The following is an 18428-nucleotide window of genomic DNA, read 5'->3' on the forward strand; positions in this document are numbered from 1 at the left end:
CGTTTTGACAAGCGCCATCGAGCGCAGAGAGAGCCTGTATGACCGTCACCCTCAAAACCCCAGAGGACATCGCAAAAATGCGCATCGCCGGCAAACTGGCCGCCGATGTGCTGGAAATGATTGCCGAACATGTCAAACCGGGCATCACCACCGATGAGCTGGACCGCATCTGCCACGACTACATCGTCAACGAGCAGAAAGCCATTCCCGCGCCGCTCAACTATAAAGGCTACCCGAAGTCGATCTGCACCTCGATCAACCACGTGGTCTGCCACGGTATTCCGAACGAGAAGCCGTTGAAGGATGGCGACACCCTGAACATCGACGTCACCGTCATCAAGGACGGTTACCACGGCGACACCAGCCGCATGTTCCACGTCGGCACCGTGCCGGTCTGGGCCGAGCGCCTGTCGCAAGTGACCCAGGAATGCATGTACAAGGCGATTGAAATCGTCAAACCCGGCTGCCGCCTCGGCGACATCGGCGAAATCATCCAGAAGCACGCCGAAAAGAACGGTTTTTCGGTGGTTCGCGAATTCTGTGGTCACGGAATCGGTAAAGTGTTCCACGAAGAGCCGCAAATCCTGCATTACGGCCGTGCCGGCACCGGCATGGAACTGAAAGCGGGCATGACCTTCACCATCGAGCCTATGATCAACCAGGGCAAGGCCGACACCAAGGTGTTGGGCGATGGCTGGACCGCGATCACCAAGGACCGCAAGCTGTCGGCCCAGTGGGAGCACACCCTGCTGGTCACCGAAACCGGTTACGAGATCTTCACCCTGCGCGCCGACGACACCATCGCGCGCGTTTCGGCCTGATCCGGACCGCAACGCTCTCAGCCTTATAGATAGACAGGAAAGCCAATCGATGCCGCAGGTGGATCCCGAACTCTTCGACCGCGGCCAGTTCCAGGCTGAACTGGCCCTGAAGGCAAGCCCGATTGCCGCCTTCAAGAAGGCGATCCGCCAGGCCCGCGAGGTTCTCGACGGGCGCTTTCGCAGCGGCCGCGACATTCGCCGGCTGATCGAGGATCGCGCCTGGTTCGTCGATAACATCCTGCAAAAGGCCTGGGAGCAGTTCAACTGGAGTGAAGACGCCGACATCGCGCTGGTCGCGGTCGGCGGCTATGGTCGCGGTGAACTGCACCCGTATTCCGACATCGATCTGCTGATCCTTCTGGACAGCGCCGACCACGAGGTTTTCCGCGACTCCATTGAGCGTTTTCTGACGCTGTTGTGGGACATCGGCCTGGAAGTCGGTCAGAGTGTTCGTTCGGTGGATGAATGCGCCGTTGAAGCCCGCGCGGACCTGACGGTGGTCACCAACCTGATGGAAAGTCGCACTATTTGCGGCCCCGAGCGCCTGCGCCAGCGCATGCTGGATGTCACCAGCACCGCGCACATGTGGCCAAGCAAGGACTTCTTTCTGGCCAAGCGTGCCGAACAGAAAGCCCGTCATCACAAATACAACGACACCGAATATAACCTGGAACCCAACGTCAAAGGTTCGCCCGGCGGCCTGCGGGATATCCAGACGATTCTGTGGGTGGCCCGTCGTGAATACGGCACCCTGAACCTGCGTGCACTGGCCGGCGAAGGTTTTCTGGTAGAGAGCGAAAACGCCCTGCTGGCCTCGTCCCAGGAATTTCTCTGGAAAGTCCGTTACGCGCTGCACATGCTCGCCGGTCGCTCCGAAGATCGCTTGCTGTTCGATCACCAGCGCTCGATTGCCGGGCTGCTGGGCTTCGTCGGTGATGACGCCAAGCAAGCCATCGAAAACTTCATGCAGCAGTATTACCGGGTGGTCATGAGCATTGCCCAGCTCAGCGACCTGATCATCCAGCACTTCGAAGAAGTCATCCTCGCCCCGGAAGACGAAGCGCCACCGCAGCCGATCAACTCGCGGTTCCAGTTGCACGACGGCTACATCGAGGCGCGCAACGACAACGTGTTCCGGCGCACGCCGTTTGCCATGCTCGAAATCTTCGTGCTGATGGCCCAGCAGCCGGAAATCAAAGGTGTTCGCGCCGATACCATCCGTCTCCTGCGCGAACATCGGCACCTGATCGACGACGACTTCCGTAACGATATTCGTAACACCAGCCTGTTTATCGAGCTGTTCAAGTGCAAGATCGGCATTCACCGCAACCTGCGCCGGATGAACCGTTACGGCATCCTCGGGCGCTATTTGCCGGAGTTCGGCTTCATCGTCGGCCAGATGCAACACGACCTGTTCCACATCTATACGGTCGATGCACACACCCTGAACCTGATCAAACACCTGCGTAAGCTGCAGTACTCACAAGTGTCGGAAAAATTCCCGCTGGCCGCCAAGCTCATGGGCAAGCTGCCCAAGCCCGAGCTGATCTATATGGCCGGGCTTTACCACGACATCGGCAAGGGCCGGCATGGCGACCACTCGGAAATCGGCGCGGTGGATGCCGAAGCCTTTTGCCAGCGCCATCAGTTGCCGGTGTGGGACAGCCGCCTGATCGTCTGGCTGGTGCAAAACCACCTGGTGATGTCGACCACGGCACAGCGCAAGGACTTGTCCGACCCGCAGGTGATCCACGATTTCGCACAGATTGTCGGCGATGAAACCCGCCTCGATTATCTGTACGTGCTGACGGTCGCCGACATCAACGCCACCAACCCGACCCTGTGGAATTCCTGGCGTGCCAGCCTGTTGCGCCAGCTCTACACCGAGACCAAGCGCGCCTTGCGCCGCGGCCTGGAGAATCCGGTCGATCGCGAAGAGCAGATCCGCCAGACCCAGAGCGCGGCACTGGACATCCTCGTGCGCGGCGGTACCGACCCGGACGACGTCGAGCAACTGTGGGCGCAGCTCGGCGATGACTACTTCCTGCGTCACACCGCCGGCGACGTGGCCTGGCACAGCGACGCGATTCTCCAGCAGCCGGCCGACGGCGGACCCCTGGTGCTGATCAAGGAAACCACTCAGCGCGAGTTCGAGGGCGGCACGCAGATCTTCATTTATGCGCCGGACCAGCACGACTTCTTCGCCGTGACCGTGGCCGCGATGGACCAGCTCAACCTGAACATTCATGACGCCCGCGTCATCACCTCCAGCAGCCAGTTCACTCTCGACACCTACATCGTGCTCGACACCGACGGCGACTCGATTGGCGACAACCCGGCGCGGGTCAAGCAGATCCGTGACGGCCTGACCGAAGCCCTGCGCAATCCGGACGATTACCCGACCATCATCCAGCGCCGGGTGCCGCGCCAGCTCAAGCATTTCGCCTTTGCGCCACAGGTGACGATCCACAACGACGCCCAGCGTCCGGTCACGGTCCTGGAACTCACGGCGCCCGACCGTCCAGGCCTGCTGGCGCGAATCGGCACGATCTTCCTGGAGTTCGACCTGTCGCTGCAAAATGCCAAGATTGCCACGCTGGGCGAGCGGGTGGAGGACGTGTTTTTCATTACCGACGCGAACAACCAGCAATTGTCGGACCCGTTGCTGTGCAGCCGCTTGCAGGATGCAATCGTTGAACAGCTGAGCGTCAGCCACGAACCCGATATCAAGCTTTCCCGCATCAGCATCTGAACAAACCAACTTTCCCTGTGGGAAAGCGCTTATGCAGGAGCCGGGCTTGCCCGCGATAGCATCACCTCGGTGCACTGACAAACCGAGGCGCCTGCATCGCGGGCAAGCCTGGCGCCTACAAAAGCCAGCCCCCACACCGAACGAGATCTACCGATGAACAACGCTCTGAACCAGTTGCAGCCCTACCCCTTCGAGAAGCTCCGCGCCCTGCTCGGCAGCGTGACGCCAAACCCGGACAAACGCCCTGTCGCGCTGTCCATCGGCGAGCCGAAACACCGCTCGCCAAGTTTCGTGGCCGAAGCCCTGGCCAGCAATCTGGATCAGATGGCCGTGTACCCGACCACCCTCGGCATCCCGGCCCTGCGTGAAGCCATCGCCGCCTGGTGCGAACGCCGTTTCAGCGTTCCGAACGGCTGGCTCGACCCGGCGCGTAACGTGCTGCCGGTCAACGGTACTCGCGAAGCGCTGTTCGCCTTCACGCAGACCGTGGTCAACCGTGGCGACGATGCGTTGGTAGTCAGCCCGAACCCGTTCTATCAAATCTACGAAGGCGCGGCGTTTCTCGCCGGGGCCAAGCCGCACTACCTGCCGTGCCTGGACGAAAACGGCTTCAATCCGGACTTCGATGCCGTTTCGCCAGACATCTGGAAACGCTGCCAGATCCTGTTCCTGTGCTCGCCAGGCAATCCGACCGGTGCACTGATCCCGGTCGACACTCTGAAAAAGCTGATCGCCCTGGCGGATGAATACGACTTCGTGATCGCCGCCGACGAGTGCTACAGCGAACTGTACTTCGACGAACAAACCCCGCCAGCCGGCCTGCTCAGCGCCTGCGTGGCGCTGGGTCGCAAAGACTTCAAACGTTGCGTGGTCTTCCACAGCTTGTCCAAGCGTTCCAACCTGCCGGGCCTGCGCTCGGGTTTTGTGGCCGGTGACGCAGACATTCTCAAGGGCTTCCTGCTGTATCGCACCTACCACGGCTGCGCGATGCCGGTTCAGACCCAACTGGCCAGCGTGGCCGCATGGAATGACGAAGTGCATGTGCGCGCCAACCGTGCGCTGTACCGCGAGAAGTACGACGCGGTGCTGGAAATCCTCAGCCCGGTGATGGACGTGCAGCGTCCGGATGGCGGTTTTTACTTGTGGCCCAATGTTGCAGGCGACGATGAAGCGTTCTGCCGTGACCTGTTTATTGAAGAACACGTGACGGTAGTGCCGGGTTCCTATTTGTCCCGTGAAGTTGACGGCGCTAATCCGGGAGCTGGTCGCGTGCGCATGGCACTCGTCGCACCGTTGGACGAATGCGTAGAAGCGGCGAAGCGAATTCGCGACTTCATTACTCGTAATAAGTAAGTATCCGGCCCGCACTGTGCAACGCAGCGCGGGCCTCTCATACAGCAAGTTACACTTCTGCCAAAATTAAAGTTCACTGAACTGCAGCCGCCCCTTACTCTCATGTAGCGCATTGCTGTGCGCACTCACACGACTTTTACTCTAACTTCATGGAAGAAGTAGCCAATGAACAGTATTGAAGACTGCAACCTCATCCAGTGGCCCGATGATCAACAATCCTACGACGCTGCTGTTAACGAAAACCCTGATAACGCAGGTTCCGCAACCGGCACCCGGCGCAAACGCTCGCTGATCAATTACTCGAAACTCTGGGCAAACGGACGCACGCTCAAAATCGCTTTTATCGATGGCCCCGACGATGAGCACAAACAGAAAATCATCGACGCCGCTAGCCAATGGCTGCCGTATATCAATCTCAAGTTTGAGTTCGTCGATGATTTGCAGGGCGAGATTCGGATCGCTACCAGGAACAATGAAAACAGCTCAATGCTGGGCACCGACGCGCTGTTGATTCATCCCGACTGGCCGACCATGAACCTGGGAGTCAAACCTGACCATGAAGATTTCGCAGTGATTGTGACTCACGAGTTTGGTCACGCCTTGGGAGCAATGCACGAACATCAACACCCCGAAGCCAATATTCCCTGGGACAAACCGAAGGTGTATGAGTTTTACCAGAATAGAGAGATGAACCCGTTGACCAAAGAACAGGTCGATAGCAATCTCTTTGAGCCCTTCAATACAATCGAAGCGATTTATACCTCGTACGACAGAAAATCCATCATGCACCACCCGGTCGCTAACACGCTGACTCTAAAAAATTGGGAAATCCCTATCAACCGTAAAATAAGTAAAAAAGATAAGAAACTGATGTCGTTGCTTTATCCAAAACGTTAGCAATCAAGTTATCCATAGATTCGAGTGAGCCCGCTTAAACTATTTAACCAGCCCAAGATTGGCCTCACTCAAGTCCAGCTCACCCAACACCTCTCGCAGCACGTCATCACCAATCTGGTGATGACGACTGAGGTTATACAACTCCAGGCGTTGCGCCCGCAGCGCCTTGAGTCGTAATCGGCGCTCCAGCAGATCCATCTGAAAGGCCAGCGCCTGGGCTTCCGCCGAATCATTGAACACATCCAGCTGATGCCGATACTCGGACATGATCCGTGCCTTGAGTTCGACAGCCAACGCTGCCTCACTCGCGTCTACAGGCTTGGCCTCTTCGATTTCCAGCGCATGAATCGCCGCTTCAGCGGTCTTGCGCCACGCGTCTCGCACTTCATTGCGGCGCTTGTCGTCAGGACTTATTTCAATGCCGCGCAGTAACAGCGGCAAGCCGATACACGCTGAAATCAGCGACAACAGGATGACCCCGGCCGCGATGAAGATCAGCAGGTCGCGCTCAGGGAATGCCTCGCCCCCCATCATCAGTGGCACCGACAGCACGCCCGCCAACGTCACCGCACCGCGTACTCCGCCGACCGTCAGCAGCCAACAGGAACGCATCGTCGGCACATGCGTCATCTCGCCTTTGCCGCGCAAGCGCCGCATCAACACCGACAAACGCCAGATGCTCTGCACCCAGACAAACCGCAACACCAGCAGGACCAGGAAAATCGCCAGCACATCCAGACAGCGGTAGAGCAGCGTCGGCCACAGCGAGGTTTCATGGCTGGCCACCGCCTTGATGATGTCCGGCAGCTGCAAGCCCAACAACAGGAAAATCAGGCCATTGAAGGCAAATTCCAGCAATGACCAAACGCTGCGGTTGAGCAGTCGGGTGCTGGTCTGGCGCGGCAGCAAGTCGAGCCAGCTCTGCATCATCCCCGCCGCCACCGCCGACAAAATGCCCGAGGCACCGAGCCGTTCAGCCAACACATAAGCGGCGAACGGCAGCAGCAACATGAACACCACGTGAGTCGCCGGGTCATCCCAACCGCGAGCAATCATCCACGACCGCGAGCGCCCGACCAGCCAGCTCAGTGCCACGCCGACGGCCAGGCCTCCAACCGCCACCAATACAAACGCCAGACTGGCACTGGCCAGCGAGAACACGCCCGTCACCGCAGCGACCAAAGCGAATTTGAAGGTCACCAGACCCGAGGCATCGTTCATCAGCGCCTCGCCCTGGAGCATGTGCATCAAGGGCATGGGCAAGCGATTGCGGGAAATGGCCGATACCGCCACGGCATCCGTCGGCGACAACACGGCGGCAAGGGCGAAGGCCACCGGCAGTGGAATGCTCGGGATCAACCAATGAATGAAGTAACCCGCGCCGACTACAGTGAACAGGACCAATCCCACCGCCAACGTCAGGATCGGCCCGCGCAGTCGCCAGAACTCACGCTTGGGCATGCGCCAGCCGTCGGAGAACAGCAGCGGCGGAAGGAACAGAAAGAGGAACAGTTCCGGGTCGAGTGCCACGTGCAAACCCAGGGTCGGCCACGCCAGCAACGCCCCGGCAGCAATTTGCACCAAGGGCAGCGGCAGTGGGATCACCCGTCCGATCAGACGCGAAACGCCGACCAGCATCAACAGGATAAGAACGGTATAGGCGGTTTGCATAAAGCGCGGTTCCCAGCAATCGACAGCATCGAAGTGCCATATTAGCCGCATAGACTGCACGACGGACGTTACACCAATGTCGCAGGCGGATCTGAGCTCCCACAGGTTTTGCGTTTTAACCGGAAGGCCATGGCATAATCCGTCACCTTTTTTTTTCAGCACCTGCAAAGGGGGCAATTCCTTGACCGTTTCAAGCAAAACGTTGCACCTTTTCGGCATCAAAGCCTGCGACACCATGAAAAAGGCGCGCACCTGGCTCGATGAACACGCTGTCAGCTATGACTTTCATGATTACAAAACGGCCGGAATCGACCGTGAACACCTGACCCAATGGTGCGACGAGCACGGCTGGCAAGTGGTGTTGAACCGTGCAGGCACGACCTTTCGCAAGCTCGACGACGAACGCAAAGCCGATCTCGACCAGCCGAAAGCCATCGAACTGATGCTCGCACAACCCTCGATGATCAAGCGCCCGGTGCTCGATCTCGGTGACCGAACCCTGATTGGCTTCAAGCCAGATATCTACGCGGCAGCGCTCAAGTAAGCCAGCCCGTTCAATTTTGTAGAGGTATTCACATGTCCAATTCCCTGTTCAGCCTGGCCTTCGGTGTCGGCACTCAAAACCGTCAAGGCGCATGGCTGGAAGTGTTCTACGCCGCCCCTGTCCTGCATCCGTCGGCTGAAGTCATCGCCGCCATCGCGCCGGTCCTGGGTTACACCGAAGGCAATCAGGCCATCGCTTTCAGCACCGCTCAGGCGTCGCAACTGGCTGAAGCGCTGAAAGGCGTCGACGCTGCCCAGGCTTCCCTGCTGACCCGTCTGGCCGAGAGCCACAAGCCGCTGGTCGCGACCATTCTGGCCGAAGACGTGCAACTGACTTCCACGCCTGAGGCTTACCTCAAGCTGCACCTGCTGTCGCACCGCCTGGTCAAGCCCCATGGCCTGAACCTGGCCGGCGTGTTCCCGCTGCTGCCGAACGTGGCATGGACCAGCCAGGGCGCGATCGACCTGTCCGAACTGGCCGAGCATCAACTGGAAGCCCGCCTGCGTGGCGAGTTGCTGGAAGTGTTCTCGGTGGACAAGTTCCCGAAAATGACCGACTACGTGGTACCGGCCGGCGTGCGTATCGCTGACGCGGCACGTATCCGTCTGGGCGCTTACGTCGGCGAAGGCACCACCGTGATGCACGAAGGCTTCGTCAACTTCAACGCCGGCACCGAAGGCCCGGGCATGATCGAAGGCCGCGTTTCCGCTGGCGTATTCGTCGGCAAGGGTTCGGACCTGGGCGGCGGTTGCTCGACCATGGGTACCCTGTCGGGCGGTGGCAACATCGTGATCAAGGTCGGTGAAGGCTGCCTGATCGGCGCGAACGCCGGTATCGGTATTCCGTTGGGCGACCGCAACACCGTTGAGTCGGGCCTGTACGTGACCGCTGGCACCAAAGTGGCGCTGCTGGACGAAAACAACAAGCTGGTCAAAGTCGTCAAGGCGCGTGAACTGGCCGGCCAACCTGACCTGTTGTTCCGTCGCAATTCGGAGACCGGTGCCGTGGAATGCAAAACCCACAAATCGGCCATCGAACTGAACGAAGCGCTGCACGCTCACAACTAAGCGACGTCACGATCACCTGTAGGAGCAGAGCTTGCTCGCGATGGGGCCCCTGAGGCCACTAAAAGCTTCGCGAGCACGCTTTGCTCCTACGGGTTTGGCGTACACCCGCCCATGTTTACCAGGGCCGAAATAACATGATGATCCCCTCTCCCTGGCGCGCCGATTTTCCGGCCATCGCCGCTCTGCAACGGCAAGACCAGACCTATCTGGACAACGCCGCCACCACGCAAAAGCCTCAAGCCCTGCTGGATGCCCTGACGCATTACTACGCCAACGGCGCAGCCAATGTGCATCGGGCGCAACACTTGCCCGGCGCCCACGCCACCCAAGCGTTCGAGGCCAGTCGCAGCAAAGTCGCGCAATGGCTGAATGCTGGCGATGGCGGGCAGATCATCTTTACCCATGGCGCGACCTCCGCGCTGAACCTCCTGGCCTATGGCCTGGAGCATCTTTTCAATCCGGGCGATGAGATTGTCATCAGCGCCCTGGAGCATCACGCCAACCTGCTGCCATGGCAGCAACTGGCCCAGCGGCGCGAGCTGAATCTGGTGATCCTGCCGCTGGATGCCGACGGCTTGATCGATCTTGAGGCCGCCGCGCAGTTGATTGGGCCGCAAACCCGCTTGCTGGCGGTCAGTCAGCTGTCCAACGTGCTCGGCGTCTGGCAGCCACTGCCGTCCTTAATGGCGATGGCCAAGGCGCACGATGCGTTGACCGTGGTCGACGGCGCTCAAGGCGTGGTGCATGGCCGGCATGACGTGCAGGCACTGGGTTGCGACTTCTATGTGTTTTCCAGCCACAAGCTCTATGGCCCCGATGGCCTCGGTGTGTTGTTCGGCCGCAACGAGGCACTGAAGCAACTGCGTCACTGGCAATTCGGCGGCGAAATGGTGCTGGATGCGGATTACCACCACGCACGCTTCCGCCCTGCCCCGTTGGGTTTCGAGGCCGGAACGCCACCTATTGCCGCTGTGATTGGTCTGGGCGCGACCCTGGATTACCTCACCGGGCTCGATCAGGACGCCGTTAACGCCCATGAAGCCGCGCTGCATGATTACTTGCTGAAGGGTCTTGAGGCCCGTAACGGCATTCGATTGCTGGGCAAACCGCAACTGGCCCTGGCGAGTTTTGTCGTCGAGGGTGTGCATAACTCAGACCTGGCGCATTTGCTGACCGAACAGGGAATTGCCGTTCGTGCCGGGCATCACTGCGCGATGCCGCTCCTCAAAAGCTTCGAACTGGCCGGGGCGATCCGGGTGTCGTTGGCGCTGTACAACGATTCCGAAGACCTGGAGCGATTCTTTGAAGCGCTGGATCAGGCGCTGGAGCTGTTGAGATGAATCTGCCTGCCGATGCGGTGGCGGCGCTGGAGACGTTCCAGAACGCTGCCGGCTGGGAACAGCGCGCGCGATTGCTGATGCAATGGGGCGACCGCCTGCCTGCGTTGAGCGATGTGGATAAGGTAGATGCCAACCGGGTGCATGGCTGTGAAAGCCAGGTCTGGTTGGTGGGCGCGCTGCTGGACGGTTATTGGCAGTTTGCGGCAAGCAGCGACGCGCGGTTGATTCGCGGGTTGGTGGCGTTGCTGCTGGCGCGGGTCAACGGGTTGTCGGCGGCTGAATTGCGGCAGGTGGATTTGCCGGAGTGGTTCAATCAACTCGGGCTTTCGCGGCAGCTGTCGCCGTCGCGCAGCAATGGCCTGAATGCCGTGCTCCAGCGAATGAATGAGTTGGCTCAGTAACTGATCGTTCCCACGCTCTGCGTCACTAGTGTCCGGTAAAACCTTTTCAAAGCTGAAGGCTGCCTTGGGCAGCCTTCAGCTTTGTTCGCTTTTGCCTTCGGTGTTCAAGGTGTTCGATGCTTAATGGGCGTTCGAACAAGCTGTGGGTTAGCCTAATGGCAAAGTCTGAAATAGACCCCGAGCAACCTGAACGGCGCTGATAAAGATGCAGCAAAAGGTAGGTAATCAAGGCGCTGTATATCTGCAATCGAACGGCATTTTCGGAGAAGCCGAAATACCGTTTGAGCTTGAGGTTTTGCTTGATCCACTTGAAAAACAGCTCGATCTGCCAACGTTGCTTGTACAGATCGGCGATCTCCTCCGCTGAGCGAGAGAAGTCGTTGGTGACCAGAATCAATGGCGTTTCGTGGGCCTCTCGACGGACCTGAACCCGACGCACAGCCTGATTTTGGTAGTGATTCGGACGTCGAGTGCTCAGGTATTTCTTGCCGAACAATACCGATTCGTCCGCCTCAATGAATTCCGGTGCATCCTTTTCTCTCAAATTTTCTACCGGCTTTAGATTGGCGTTTTTCTTCAGTCGTGTGACGAAAAAAGAGCCCACTTGATCAATCTGGTGCCACCAGTTGTAGTCGCAGTAACCCTTGTCGAAAACGTACGTCATACCTGCTTCAAGCGGCATGGTCAGGGCATCGCTCAGATCGTTGACGTTGGCGGCGCTGATGTTTACGTAAGTCGGGGCTGTTTGCTGTGGATCGATGGCCACATGCACCTTCAAGCCTTGGGTTATGCGGGTTTTTGTCGCGGTGGTCCATTCGTCAAAACCGGGTCCGCGCAGGCTGATCGAGGTCGAGTCGATCAGGGTGATCATCGCTTCGAGCGACTTGCGCTGCTTGCGGCCGATGCCCTGAAGCAAATGCTCGCAGGCCAGCCGAAACGGCTCTGAGCTGCGCTTGTTCAACGCATCACAAAGGGTTGAACGCACCATGTTTTTGGCGTTGAGGTGGTGACGATGGGGGTGCAGCGACTGTGAAGCTGTCGCCAACGTACGCAAGCTTTTGGCTTGCGTCAGCTGACCAAAAATCAACGTAACGAGCAAATCCCAGGACGTGAATTGTTTGGCGTACCGATCAGCGCCACAGCGTTTGACGGCGGCTTTGAAGAGCTGATGAGGAAGGGCTTGAAGCATTTGCGCAAATCGAGTGCTGCTGAACATGGGAGAAAATCGAGTGTGAAAACCTGATTATTGCTTACGAAGCAGGCACAGCAAGGGGGAGCAAGCTCCCCCTTGGGTTTTTACCGGACACTAGTGACGCTCTGCGTGGGAACAATCATCCAACCTCAGGCTTGACCCGATCCGAAGGGCGCCGAACACCCGCCACAATCTTGTCCACAGCCTTGGTCGCCGCCACCATCCCGAACGTCGCCGTTACCATCATCACCGCACCAAACCCGCCCGCACAGTCCAGCTTCACGCCATCGCCGACAAAACTCTTCTGCAAACAGATGCTGCCATCCGGTTTCGGGTAGCGCAGTTGCTCAGTAGAAAACACACAAGGCACGCTGTAATGGCGAGTCACGGTGCGAGAGAAGCCGTAGTCGCGACGCAAGGTCGAGCGCACTTTCGACGCCAACGGATCATTGAACGTACGGTTCAAGTCGCACACCTGAATCAGCGTCGGATCAATCTGCCCACCCGCACCGCCGGTGGTGATGATCTGGATCTTGCGCCGCTTGCACCAGGCAATCAGCGCGGCCTTGGCGTTGACGCTGTCAATGCAATCGATCACGCAGTCAATGTTCGGCGTGATGTACTCGGCCATGGTCTCGCGGGTGACGAAATCCGCCACCGCGTGCACCGAGCAGTCCGGGTTGATCCCGCGCAGGCGCTCGGCCATCACTTCAACTTTGGGTTTGCCGACGGTGCTGTCCAGCGCGTGCAACTGACGGTTGGCGTTGCTGACGCAGACGTCGTCGAGGTCAAACAGCGAAATCTCGCCCACGCCACACCGGGCGATGGCTTCCGCAGCCCACGAACCCACGCCGCCGACGCCAACGATTGCCACATGCGCAGCGCGCAGGCGCTCCAGCCCCTCGATGCCATACAAACGGGCGATGCCTGCAAACCGCGGATCTTCTGTACTCATGACCAATACCCCAAAAACCGGCGCGCATTATAGGGCCACTGCGCGAGAACTTTTAACCTTCTGGCTACAAGTGTAAGAACTTATGTGAAAGCAAATTGCCCAATGTCCGGCAATTCCCTGTCCGCTGTACGAAAAGAGAATGCCCGGTGTAGGATGCGCGCCCCTTGGCGACCGCCAACCGTTCCTTCGTTCCACAGTCTTTGGAACCTGAAATAGCTATGTCATCCCGCAAATTTGGACTCAACCTGGTCGTGGTGCTCGCCATCGCAGCCTTGTTTACCGGCTTCTGGGCGCTGATCAACCGCCCGGTCACCGCCCCCAACTGGCCTGAACAGATCTCCGGCTTCTCGTACTCGCCGTTCCAGCAAGGCCAGTACCCGCAGAAAGAGCAGTACCCGACCGACGATCAAATGCGTCGCGACCTGGAGATCATGAGCAAGCTGACGGACAACATCCGTACTTACTCGGTCGACGGCACCCTGGAAGACATTCCCAAGCTCGCCGAGGAATTCGGCCTGCGCGTGACCCTGGGGATCTGGATCAGCCCGGACCAGGAGCGCAATGAGCGCGAAATAACCCGTGCCATCGAAATTGCCAACACCTCCCGCAGTGTGGTTCGCGTGGTGGTCGGTAACGAGGCGATCTTCCGTAAGGAAATTACCGCTGCCGAACTGAGCGTGATCCTTGATCGCGTGCGCGCCGCCGTGAAGGTGCCGGTGACCACGTCCGAGCAGTGGCACGTCTGGGAAGAACACCCGGAACTGGCCAAGCACGTCGACCTGATCGCCGCCCACGTTTTGCCTTACTGGGAATTCATCCCGGTGGACAAAGCCGGCCAGTTCGTCCTTGACCGCGCCCGCGACCTGAAAAAGATGTTCCCGAAAAAACCGCTGTTGCTCTCGGAGGTTGGCTGGCCGAGCAACGGCCGTATGCGTGGCGGCACCGATGCGAGCCCGGCGGATCAGGCGATCTACCTGCGCACCTTGGTCAACAAACTCAACCGCCAGGGCTTCAACTACTTCGTGATCGAAGCATTTGACCAGCCGTGGAAGGCCAGCGACGAAGGTTCGGTGGGCGCGTATTGGGGCGTGTTCAATGCCGCGCGCCAGCAGAAATTCAACTTCGAGGGCCCGGTGGTCGCGATCCCGCAATGGCGCGTGCTGGCGATCGGCTCGGCCGTATTGGCATTGCTGTCCCTGACCCTGCTGATGATCGACGGCTCGGCCCTGCGCCAGCGTGGCCGTACCTTCCTGACCTTTATCGCGTTCCTGTGCGGTTCGGTGTTGGTGTGGATCGGTTACGACTACAGCCAGCAATACAGCACCTGGTTCAGCCTGACAGTTGGACTCCTCCTGGCCCTCGGCGCGCTCGGGGTCTTTATCGTTCTGCTGACCGAGGCGCATGAACTGGCCGAAGCGGTCTGGACTCACAAGCGTCGTCGTGAATTCCTGCCGGTGGTGGGCGACTCGGACTACAGACCGAAAGTCTCAATCCACGTGCCCTGCTACAACGAGCCGCCGGAGATGGTCAAACAGACCCTCAACGCGCTGGCCAACCTCGATTACCCGGACTTCGAAGTCCTGATCATCGACAACAACACCAAGGACCCTGCGGTCTGGGAACCGGTGCGCGATTACTGCGAAACCCTCGGCCCGCGCTTCAAGTTCTTCCACGTTGCACCGCTGGCCGGTTTCAAGGGCGGCGCGCTGAACTACCTGATCCCGCACACCGCCAAGGATGCCGAAGTCATCGCGGTAATCGACTCGGATTACTGCGTCGATCCGAACTGGCTCAAGCACATGGTGCCGCACTTCGCCGATCCGAAAATTGCGGTGGTGCAGTCGCCGCAGGACTATCGCGATCAGAACGAAAGCACCTTCAAAAAGCTCTGCTACGCGGAATACAAAGGCTTCTTCCACATCGGCATGGTCACCCGCAACGACCGTGACGCGATCATCCAGCACGGCACCATGACCATGACCCGGCGCTCGGTGCTTGAAGAGCTCGGCTGGGCTGACTGGTGCATCTGTGAAGACGCCGAGTTGGGTCTGCGCGTGTTCGAAAAAGGCCTGTCGGCGGCGTATTACCACACCAGCTATGGCAAAGGCTTGATGCCCGATACCTTTATCGACTTCAAGAAACAGCGTTTCCGCTGGGCCTACGGAGCGATTCAGATCATCAAGCGCCACACCGCCAGCCTGCTGCGCGGCAAGGACACCGAGCTGACCCGTGGCCAGCGTTACCACTTCCTTGCGGGCTGGCTGCCGTGGGTCGCAGATGGCATGAACATCTTCTTCACGGTCGGCGCATTGTTGTGGTCGGCGGCGATGATCATCGTGCCGCAGCGGGTCGATCCGCCGTTGCTGATTTTCGCAATCCCGCCGTTGGCGCTGTTCGTGTTCAAGGTCGGCAAGATCATCTTCCTGTATCGCCGCGCCGTCGGCGTGAACCTCAAAGATGCGTTCTGCGCGGCTCTGGCCGGGCTGGCGTTGTCGCACACCATCGCCAAAGCGGTGCTGTACGGCTTCTTCACCAGCAGCATTCCGTTCTTCCGCACCCCGAAAAACGCCGATAACCACGGCTTCTGGGTGGCAATTTCGGAGGCCCGTGAAGAGGTGTTCATCATGCTGCTGTTGTGGGGCGCGGCGCTGGGGATCTTTCTGGTCAACGGCTTGCCGAGCAACGACATGCGCTTCTGGGTGACCATGTTGCTGGTGCAATCGCTGCCATACCTGGCGGCGCTGATCATGGCGTTCCTGTCTTCGCTGCCGAAACCGGCCGCCGAGCCGGAGCCGGCACCCGCCGTCTAAATCTGTATGGATGCACTAAACGGCGGCCAATGGTCGCCGTTTTGCTTTAAGATAACCGCCATTTTGCGCGCCCAGCACCAATTCCTGTAGGAGCAAAGCTTGCTCGCGATTGATGCGACTCGGTGTAACAGAAAGACCTCATCATCGTTCATCGCGAGCAAATTCTGCTCCTACACAATTAGCTTCCGGAGTTTTCCATGACGGCCCACGCCGACCTTTCGCCGACCCTTCAACTCGCCATCGACCTGATCCGCCGTCCGTCCGTGACGCCGGTCGACGCCGATTGCCAGAAGCAGATGATGCAGCGCCTGGGCGATGCCGGTTTCATGCTGGAACCGATGCGCATCGAAGATGTGGATAACTTCTGGGCGACCCACGGCAAACATGACGGCCCGGTGCTGTGCTTCGCCGGTCACACCGACGTGGTGCCGACCGGTCCGGTGACGGCCTGGCAGATCGACCCGTTCAATGCGCTGATCGACGAACACGGCATGCTCTGCGGCCGTGGCGCGGCGGACATGAAGGGCAGCCTGGCATCGATGACCGTGGCCGCCGAGCGCTTCGTTGCCGATTACCCGGACCACAAGGGCAAGGTCGCTTTCCTGATCACCAGCGACGAAGAAGGCCCGGCGCACCACGGCACCAAGGCGGTGGTTGAACGCCTCGCCGCGCGTAAGGAACGTCTGGACTGGTGCATCGTCGGCGAACCGTCGAGCACCACGCTGGTAGGCGACGTGGTCAAGAACGGCCGTCGCGGCTCCCTCGGTGCCAAGCTGACCGTTCGTGGTGTTCAGGGCCACGTGGCCTATCCGCACCTCGCCAAGAACCCGATCCACCTCGCTGCCCCGGCCCTGGCCGAATTGGCCGCCGAGCATTGGGACCACGGCAACGATTTCTTCCCGCCGACCAGTTTCCAGATCTCCAACGTCAATTCCGGCACCGGCGCGACCAACGTGATCCCGGGCGACCTGGTGGCGGTGTTCAACTTCCGCTTCTCCACCGAATCCACCGTTGAAGGCCTGCAAAAACGCGTCGCCGACATCCTCGACAAGCATGGCCTGGACTGGCACATCGACTGGGCGCTGTCCGGTCTGCCGTTCCTGACCGAGCCGGGGGCGTTGCTGGATGCCGTGGCGTCGAGCATCAAGGACATCACCGGCCGCGACACCAAGGCGTCCACCAGCGGTGGCACCTCCGACGGTCGCTTCATCGCGACCATGGGCACGCAAGTGGTTGAACTGGGCCCGGTCAACGCCACGATCCACCAGGTCAACGAGCGTGTACTGGCCGCCGACCTCGACGTGCTGACCGAAATCTACTACCAGACCCTGATCAAGTTGCTCGCCTGATGCTCGCTTGCCCGATCTGCAGTGAACCGCTGAACGCGGTGGACAACGGCGTGGCCTGCCCCGCCGGGCATCGGTTCGACCGCGCGCGCCAGGGTTACCTGAACCTGTTGCCGGTGCAGCACAAAAACAGCCGCGACCCTGGGGATAACCTGGCCATGGTCGAAGCCCGCCGCGATTTCCTGAACGCCGGCCACTACGCGCCGGTGGCCAAGCGTCTGGCGGAACTGGCGGCGCACTATGCGCCACAGCGCTGGCTGGACATCGGCTGTGGCGAGGGTTACTACACCGCGCAAATCGCCGAGGCCTTGCCCAATGCCGACGGTTACGCGCTGGACATCTCCCGCGAAGCGGTCAAACGCGCCTGCAAACGCAACCCGCAGCTGACCTGGTTGATTGCCAGCATGGCGCGGGTGCCGTTGGCTTCCGGCAGTTGCCAGTTTCTCGCCAGCGTCTTCAGCCCATTGGATTGGGAAGAAGCCAAACGCCTGCTCAGCCCCGGTGGCGGCTTGATGAAAGTCGGGCCGACCAGCGGCCATCTGATGGAGTTACGCGAGCGGCTGTACGACGAAGTCCGCGAATACACCGACGACAAGCATCTGGCCCTGGTGCCGGACGGCATGGCGTTGGCGCACAGTGAAACCCTGGAATTCAAACTGACGCTTGCAGAGGGTCAGGACCGCGCGAACCTGCTGGCCATGACGCCCCACGGCTGGCGCGCCAGTGCCGAACGCCGCGCAGCGGTCATCGAACAGGCCGAGCCGTTCGAGGTCACTGTGTCGATGCGCTACGATTACTTCGTTCTTCAATAAACCCTTAATTTTTTGGTCTTGAGCAACGGCTTGAGGCCGGCTAAATCCGCGAATGGATTTTTCAGACCCGCAGTGAGGACATCCATGCGCCAACCCGATATCGAGATTTACCTGAAAGACGCCGACGTCGACTACAAGGCCATCGCGGCCTGGCTCGGCACTGCGTTGGGCCCGTGCACCGACTGGGTTCAGAAAGGCCAGACATACAAGTGCAAGGCCGGCAACGTGCCGGTGACCTGGTTGCCAAAAGCCGTGGGCAAATGGAACAGCCTGTTTCTGGACAGCGACCAGACCCCATGGGAAGACGACATTGCCTGCGCCCGCGCAGCCTTTGCCGCGCTGAACGTCGAAGTGCGTTGCGCGCCGGGTACGTGGGTCGAGGAAGAAGGTGAAGAGACAGCGGATCGCTGGATGCGTATCAGCGCTGACGGTGAAGAAGAAATCACCTGGAAAACTGCTTAAAACCA

The 18428-nt window shown here is 59.6% G+C and carries 15 protein-coding genes; 12 read left to right on the plus strand and 3 right to left on the minus strand.

Annotation, left to right across the window (positions count from 1 at the left end; all coding sequences use genetic code 11):
- The first annotated feature begins 38 nt into the window (after positions 1 to 38).
- The 4 genes from map (at position 39) to H8F22_RS07940 (ending at position 5823) form a co-directional block, all read left to right on the plus strand.
- A complete protein-coding gene (map, locus tag H8F22_RS07925; protein WP_027924973.1) occupies positions 39 to 821 on the plus strand; it encodes a type I methionyl aminopeptidase in 783 nt (260 codons plus the stop codon).
- A gap of 49 nt (positions 822 to 870) precedes the next feature.
- Positions 871 to 3573, plus strand: coding sequence for a [protein-PII] uridylyltransferase (locus H8F22_RS07930; RefSeq protein ID WP_027924972.1), 2703 nt, complete (start codon positions 871 to 873; stop codon positions 3571 to 3573).
- A 153-nt stretch (positions 3574 to 3726) separates the two neighbouring features.
- On the plus strand, positions 3727 to 4926 hold the full coding sequence (gene dapC / locus H8F22_RS07935; RefSeq protein ID WP_194939929.1) for a succinyldiaminopimelate transaminase: 1200 nt from the start codon (positions 3727 to 3729) through the stop codon (positions 4924 to 4926).
- A gap of 165 nt (positions 4927 to 5091) precedes the next feature.
- The gene (locus H8F22_RS07940) at positions 5092 to 5823 is read left to right on the plus strand and encodes a M12 family metallopeptidase (protein ID WP_194939930.1); all 732 of its coding nucleotides are present in this window, start codon (positions 5092 to 5094) and stop codon (positions 5821 to 5823) included.
- 39 nt (positions 5824 to 5862) lie between these two features.
- Here H8F22_RS07940 and H8F22_RS07945 read toward each other — a convergent pair whose 3' ends face one another.
- Positions 5863 to 7494, minus strand: coding sequence for a Na+/H+ antiporter (locus tag H8F22_RS07945; protein ID WP_059181547.1), 1632 nt, complete (start codon positions 7492 to 7494; stop codon positions 5863 to 5865).
- A 181-nt stretch (positions 7495 to 7675) separates the two neighbouring features.
- Here H8F22_RS07945 and H8F22_RS07950 point away from each other — a divergent pair, with 181 nt between their 5' ends.
- From H8F22_RS07950 to H8F22_RS07965, 4 genes are all read left to right on the plus strand, one after another.
- Complete coding sequence (locus tag H8F22_RS07950) at positions 7676 to 8038, plus strand: ArsC family reductase (protein ID WP_007949322.1); 363 nt, start codon at positions 7676 to 7678, stop codon at positions 8036 to 8038.
- 32 nt (positions 8039 to 8070) lie between these two features.
- On the plus strand, positions 8071 to 9105 hold the full coding sequence (gene dapD / locus H8F22_RS07955; protein WP_027924969.1) for a 2,3,4,5-tetrahydropyridine-2,6-dicarboxylate N-succinyltransferase: 1035 nt from the start codon (positions 8071 to 8073) through the stop codon (positions 9103 to 9105).
- Positions 9106 to 9239: 134 nt separating this feature from the next.
- Positions 9240 to 10445 carry an aminotransferase class V-fold PLP-dependent enzyme gene (locus tag H8F22_RS07960; protein ID WP_194939931.1) on the plus strand — a complete coding sequence of 402 codons (1206 nt, stop codon included), beginning with the start codon at positions 9240 to 9242 and terminating at the stop codon, positions 10443 to 10445.
- Entirely contained in the window at positions 10442 to 10846 is a 405-nt protein-coding gene (locus H8F22_RS07965; RefSeq protein ID WP_194939932.1) for a SufE family protein, read from the plus strand. Before H8F22_RS07960 ends, H8F22_RS07965 begins: the two co-directional genes overlap by 4 nt.
- A gap of 46 nt (positions 10847 to 10892) precedes the next feature.
- Here H8F22_RS07965 and H8F22_RS07970 read toward each other — a convergent pair whose 3' ends face one another.
- Both H8F22_RS07970 and tcdA read right to left on the minus strand, forming a co-directional pair.
- Positions 10893 to 12062: an IS4 family transposase gene (locus H8F22_RS07970; protein ID WP_194939933.1), complete on the minus strand. Its 1170-nt coding sequence runs from the start codon at positions 12060 to 12062 to the stop codon at positions 10893 to 10895.
- A 115-nt stretch (positions 12063 to 12177) separates the two neighbouring features.
- Complete coding sequence (gene tcdA, locus H8F22_RS07975) at positions 12178 to 12993, minus strand: tRNA cyclic N6-threonylcarbamoyladenosine(37) synthase TcdA (protein WP_032833614.1); 816 nt, start codon at positions 12991 to 12993, stop codon at positions 12178 to 12180.
- A 218-nt stretch (positions 12994 to 13211) separates the two neighbouring features.
- On the opposite strand from tcdA, the gene H8F22_RS07980 reads away from it, so the two are divergent.
- The 4 genes from H8F22_RS07980 (at position 13212) to H8F22_RS07995 (ending at position 18423) form a co-directional block, all read left to right on the plus strand.
- Entirely contained in the window at positions 13212 to 15803 is a 2592-nt protein-coding gene (locus H8F22_RS07980) for a glycosyltransferase (protein ID WP_194939934.1), read from the plus strand.
- A gap of 197 nt (positions 15804 to 16000) precedes the next feature.
- On the plus strand, positions 16001 to 17152 hold the full coding sequence (gene dapE, locus H8F22_RS07985; RefSeq protein ID WP_027924964.1) for a succinyl-diaminopimelate desuccinylase: 1152 nt from the start codon (positions 16001 to 16003) through the stop codon (positions 17150 to 17152).
- The gene (locus tag H8F22_RS07990) at positions 17152 to 17961 is read left to right on the plus strand and encodes a putative RNA methyltransferase (RefSeq protein WP_027924963.1); all 810 of its coding nucleotides are present in this window, start codon (positions 17152 to 17154) and stop codon (positions 17959 to 17961) included. The genes dapE and H8F22_RS07990 overlap by 1 nt, the downstream gene beginning before the upstream one ends.
- Before the next feature lie 84 nt (positions 17962 to 18045).
- Positions 18046 to 18423 carry a hypothetical protein gene (locus tag H8F22_RS07995; RefSeq protein WP_007947690.1) on the plus strand — a complete coding sequence of 126 codons (378 nt, stop codon included), beginning with the start codon at positions 18046 to 18048 and terminating at the stop codon, positions 18421 to 18423.
- Positions 18424 to 18428: the final 5 nt, after the last annotated feature.

It is taken from the genome of Pseudomonas mucoides (assembly GCF_015461845.1).
GTDB lineage: Bacteria > Pseudomonadota > Gammaproteobacteria > Pseudomonadales > Pseudomonadaceae > Aquipseudomonas > Aquipseudomonas mucoides.

What these genes read in the sequence shown, in the direction of transcription:
- H8F22_RS07965 (WP_194939932.1), top strand. Translation starts at nt 10,442, where the DNA reads ATGAATCTGCCTGCCGATGCGGTGGCGGCGCTGGAGACGTTCCAGAAC.
- dapE (WP_027924964.1), top strand. Translation starts at nt 16,001, where the DNA reads ATGACGGCCCACGCCGACCTTTCGCCGACCCTTCAACTCGCCATCGAC.
- H8F22_RS07930 (WP_027924972.1), top strand. Translation starts at nt 871, where the DNA reads ATGCCGCAGGTGGATCCCGAACTCTTCGACCGCGGCCAGTTCCAGGCT.
- H8F22_RS07940 (WP_194939930.1), top strand. Translation starts at nt 5,092, where the DNA reads ATGAACAGTATTGAAGACTGCAACCTCATCCAGTGGCCCGATGATCAA.
- H8F22_RS07980 (WP_194939934.1), top strand. Translation starts at nt 13,212, where the DNA reads ATGTCATCCCGCAAATTTGGACTCAACCTGGTCGTGGTGCTCGCCATC.
- H8F22_RS07990 (WP_027924963.1), top strand. Translation starts at nt 17,152, where the DNA reads ATGCTCGCTTGCCCGATCTGCAGTGAACCGCTGAACGCGGTGGACAAC.
- H8F22_RS07995 (WP_007947690.1), top strand. Translation starts at nt 18,046, where the DNA reads ATGCGCCAACCCGATATCGAGATTTACCTGAAAGACGCCGACGTCGAC.
- map (WP_027924973.1), top strand. Translation starts at nt 39, where the DNA reads ATGACCGTCACCCTCAAAACCCCAGAGGACATCGCAAAAATGCGCATC.
- dapD (WP_027924969.1), top strand. Translation starts at nt 8,071, where the DNA reads ATGTCCAATTCCCTGTTCAGCCTGGCCTTCGGTGTCGGCACTCAAAAC.
- H8F22_RS07945 (WP_059181547.1), bottom strand. Translation starts at nt 7,494, where the DNA reads ATGCAAACCGCCTATACCGTTCTTATCCTGTTGATGCTGGTCGGCGTT.
- H8F22_RS07970 (WP_194939933.1), bottom strand. Translation starts at nt 12,062, where the DNA reads ATGTTCAGCAGCACTCGATTTGCGCAAATGCTTCAAGCCCTTCCTCAT.
- dapC (WP_194939929.1), top strand. Translation starts at nt 3,727, where the DNA reads ATGAACAACGCTCTGAACCAGTTGCAGCCCTACCCCTTCGAGAAGCTC.
- tcdA (WP_032833614.1), bottom strand. Translation starts at nt 12,993, where the DNA reads ATGAGTACAGAAGATCCGCGGTTTGCAGGCATCGCCCGTTTGTATGGC.
- H8F22_RS07960 (WP_194939931.1), top strand. Translation starts at nt 9,240, where the DNA reads ATGATGATCCCCTCTCCCTGGCGCGCCGATTTTCCGGCCATCGCCGCT.